General features: G+C 57.2%; 3 protein-coding genes and 2 rRNA genes. 1 reads left to right on the top strand and 4 read right to left on the bottom strand.

What is annotated here, in order from left to right; genetic code table 11:
* Together LMG28727_RS33800 and imuA are read right to left on the bottom strand one after the other, a co-directional pair.
* A partial coding sequence (locus LMG28727_RS33800) for a Y-family DNA polymerase (protein ID WP_236592574.1) occupies nt 1-1633 on the bottom strand: 1633 nt, incomplete at its 3' end.
* Nucleotides 1533-2372 (bottom strand): translesion DNA synthesis-associated protein ImuA, encoded by an 840-nt coding sequence (gene imuA, locus LMG28727_RS33795; protein ID WP_201646639.1) that lies wholly within the window; start codon nt 2370-2372, stop codon nt 1533-1535. The genes imuA and LMG28727_RS33800, both read right to left, overlap by 101 nt.
* 529 nt (nt 2373-2901) lie before the next feature.
* Here imuA and LMG28727_RS33790 point away from each other — a divergent pair.
* Nucleotides 2902-3120 carry a hypothetical protein gene (locus LMG28727_RS33790; protein ID WP_201646638.1) on the top strand — a complete coding sequence of 73 codons (219 nt, stop codon included), beginning with the start codon at nt 2902-2904 and terminating at the stop codon, nt 3118-3120.
* Nucleotides 3121-3482: 362 nt separating this feature from the next.
* Here the strand turns inward: LMG28727_RS33790 and rrf are convergent.
* Together rrf and LMG28727_RS33780 are read right to left on the bottom strand one after the other, a co-directional pair.
* A 5S ribosomal RNA gene (rrf, locus tag LMG28727_RS33785) occupies nt 3483-3596 on the bottom strand.
* 210 nt (nt 3597-3806) lie between these two features.
* A 23S ribosomal RNA gene (locus LMG28727_RS33780) occupies nt 3807-3899 on the bottom strand; the annotation flags it as partial.

Genomic DNA, 3899 nt, shown 5'->3' with positions numbered 1-3899 from the left:
TTGTGTTGGTTGTGTTGGTTGTGTTGGTTGTGTTGGTTGTGTTGGTTGTGTTGGTTGTGTTGGTTGTGTTGGTTGTGTTGGTTGTGTTGGTTGTGTTGGTTGTGTTGGTTGGGTTGGTTGGGTTGGTTGGGTTGGTTGGGTTGGTTGGGTTGGTTGGGTTGGTTGGGTTGGTCGCGTTGAGGGCATCGATCCTGTGCGCGATGGGATTCGCTTCCGCATGTGGCGTGCGCGCCATCGCATCGCCCTCCGCGATCGCCCCTTTTTCGCTATTCCTCAACTCATCGATAAACCAGGTCTTGTCTTCCCGCACCTTCGAGCGCCCCTTCGCGGACGCGCGCTTCTTGCGCGAAAACGCCTGCGCCTGATAAGCGTCGGCGCGCATTGCCCGCTCAGGGCGATGATCGTCTTGCACCGACATCTGCAGCACATTCTCAGGCCCCAATCGTGCGCTCAAACGTTCGAGTAGACGCGCAATCGATTCACCGTCCGATTCCGGCATCGCAAATAACGTATCGGATTTCCCCGCATATTCACCGATCCGATCGGCAACCAGCTTCAACTCGATGACTGGCGCCACCAATACAGTTTGATTCAACTTTTCCCGCAACAGCCAGATCAGATGCTCGGCATCGCGCGACGGGACAGCCCACGCGACCTCCAGACTCGATGTCTTCGGCGCATGACGAGATGCCAATTCATGCTCAAGGAGCAAGGTATAACCACTCAGTGCCGCGTGATGCGCACTCAACCAGCCGGCCAGTTGCACAATCAGCCGACGCGCCGCGAACAGCAACGCGTCCGCGTTATCGACGCGCGATGGCAACTCCAGTTGCGCGTGAAATGACGTTGGCGCGCGAAACGATTCACGCGGATCCGCACGAGTGCCATACGCCTGCGCTAGCAGATCCAGAATGCCGCCACCAAACCGCCGCACCACACCCGATCTTGGCAATCGACGCAAATCGGCGAGCGTCATGCAGCCGATATGCGCGAATGCATCGCGATGTGCCTGCGCCACCGGCAGCAACGACACTGCTAAACCATCAAGCGTACGTTCGAGCGACGTCTCCTTGATCACATGCCAGCGATACCCCTGGCGACCGACGCGTGCCTGCGCCAATAACCACGCGCCCCACGCAGTCGGTGCACAGGAGATGCGCGCCGTATAGCCGAACTCTGCCACTGTCGCGGACACGCGAGACAGCAGCATCCGCAAACCGCCAAACAATCTCAAACCCGAGCCAACTTCCAGCAACAGAGTATGGGCATCGGCAAGCGCCACTTTCGGCGTGTATGTCAGCAACGCAAGCGCCATCGCTTCGAATGCCTGAGTCTCGCGGGAAACATCGGCAGCAAGCAACTTCAGGCCCGGCGCCAGCGCCAACGCATAGGAACGCGAATGACCCACCTGCACCCCCGCACGCAATGCGTCGAAATCCGGCAGCAGAATGTGCGCGTGATCAGCGAGTGCATAACAACTCCGTTCAGCGATGTTTTTGACATCCTGCGCTTTTCTCATCTCGCCGCATGGCTCACACAGCTTCGACTTCGCGGGCAAACCATCCGGAAGCGGGACGAGAGGCTTCACCGCTTCGAGCGACAAGAGTGGCAATGTGATTGCGATCCACAACATGTTTGACCTCTGCTTCCTGAGGGCTGCCGGCTCCGTTTTCCGGTAACAAAATGCCTTGCACGGGCAAAACGAGACGAAGAGGTTCGGCTAGAGGGGGCCCGCGACGCTTGAAGATATCGATCGACAGGGCAATCTCCTGCAACCATTGACGACGGTTGATCGTCTGCGCATTAGCAGGCAAAAGCGGCTCACAAATCATTCGCAAAGGCGCAGGTGACGACTGCGTGGCGACCCCGACAGGTCTGATCAAAAATGCCAGTGAGGTCGATTCCTGAGCCGCTACCTGCAGACGACGGACCTTGTCGGCGCGCGCATTTGACAGCCAGACCAGAACCGCGCCGATGCCCTCCTGCTTTAATGCCTGGGTAGCTGCCCACAAAGCCTGATCCTCACTCGAGCGCACCCATAAGACTCGCTCGACATCGACACCCCAAGCTCGCAATGTCGCAGCACATGGCTTATAGGGGGGCGCAACGAGCATGACATGCCGCCCGGCCTGCTTCGTCAGATGACAAAGCGTACGGGCCAGCAAGCGCACTTCCCCCACTCCACAATGCTCGATCAGGACTTCAGTCAAAGTGCCAACCGACCAGCCTTGCCCCGGTAGCAGTCGATCCAGCGCGGTGTAGCCGCTAGAAATTACGCGTGATTCCACTTCGGCAACTTCATTGCCCTGCCACACCTGACGCCGCAATTGCGACGACAGTGTGGTCGTCGCAAGCTGAATCGCTGCTGCCATAGACACGCTCGCTGAAAGGGAAAGCTCCGCCCTGCTTCGAAAATCGAGCAAGCTTGGAAGAATGAATTTCACTGTATATTTATACAGTATTTTGTGGCGAATGTTAAGGAGGGTCGCTCGGCGGGGCGTGATAGAGGGAGCCTCAAAAAGGCTTAACTTTCTCTATTTTCGCCAAATGTGGCGCTACATTCTTTTATTTCTCATTTTCAGAGCGACTTACTCATTGATACTTCGATGGGATGTCCAGAGAAGCCAGCGCGGTCAAATTGGCTGATGGATATCGACCTGGAAGGCCTTACCGGCAATTTGCCACCAGTGATTGCCACAGTGCATAGGGAAGGGATCGGGCGATTGAACCAAGGCAAAGGCCCAATGCGGTTCAGGGTATCCGACCGCGATGAATACGCGGATAGATACGCGGCAACGCGAGAGGCACCAAAATCACAAACCGCAAATTCGCGTCGATAGGTAGCAACTGCCACGTTGCTCACAAAGCACCTATCTGGCTCGGTAAGCACTGAGGCTATAGGTGCAATCTGACGTATTGATGGTTAGAGTGCGCGCCGGAATTGGCAGCCTCGCTCTGCAAAACGGCGGCACAGCTCGCTCTCGACGTGCCGGTGTCGACGGTTGCGGTTACGGTTACGGTTACGGTTACGGTTACGGTTACGGTTACGGTTACGGTTACGGTTACGGTTACGGTTACGGTTACGGTTACGGTTACGGTTACGGTTACGGTTACGGTTGAACCGGATTATCAGGGTTCGAGCGCGTTTATTTCGATGTTCCGGAAGACGCTTGGGGGATACGCCGCAGCGGTGTCTGCGGCGGGAGGGGTGCAGGAAGTGTTTCCGGGCGGGGGTGGTCGCACGCGTAGTAGTTACCGTAGTAGTTACACGTGGACCGGATGATCCGGCCAGCGGATGGGCTGCCCAATGGGCTGCTGACGGGGGCCGCCGATGGCAATGGCTGCCCCGGGCGGGCGCGTGTACAGGCATGCACCGCCGGACTGAAGGCGGCCCCCGCGGGCGCGACCACATCGACCGATGCGACGGCCAGAAACGCAAAAACCCCACCTTGTTGGGGTGGGGTTTCTGGACATGCTGGGGAGCCTGACGATTACCTACTTTCACACGGGCAATCCGCACTATCATCGGCGTGGAGTCGTTTCACGGTCCTGTTCGGGATGGGAAGGGGTGGTACCGACTCGCTATGGTCATCAGGCATGACTTGTTGCCGTGTCGCTTTGGTGGGCGCCACAGCCAATCTGGAAGAAGTAGTTTCTGGTGATGCTCACCAGGGTAAAGCGCTTGGGGTTGTGTTGTTCGAGGCACAACATCGATCACTCAACCGTACGTGGTTTCCTACCCCCTTCGGGGGTGGTCCTGAGCAAGTGCTGAAGCACCAACTCATGACGTAAAACACACCGGTTATAGGATCAAGCCTTACGGGCAATTAGTATCAGTTAGCTTAACGCATTACTGCGCTTCCACACCTGACCTATCAACGTCCTGGTCTTGAACGACC

The sequence above is a fragment of the Paraburkholderia metrosideri genome, assembly GCF_904848625.1.
Classification (GTDB): Bacteria; Pseudomonadota; Gammaproteobacteria; order Burkholderiales; family Burkholderiaceae; genus Paraburkholderia; species Paraburkholderia metrosideri.
Note: the sequence above shows the minus strand (reverse complement) of the source record. Positions and strands in the feature narration are given on the sequence as shown.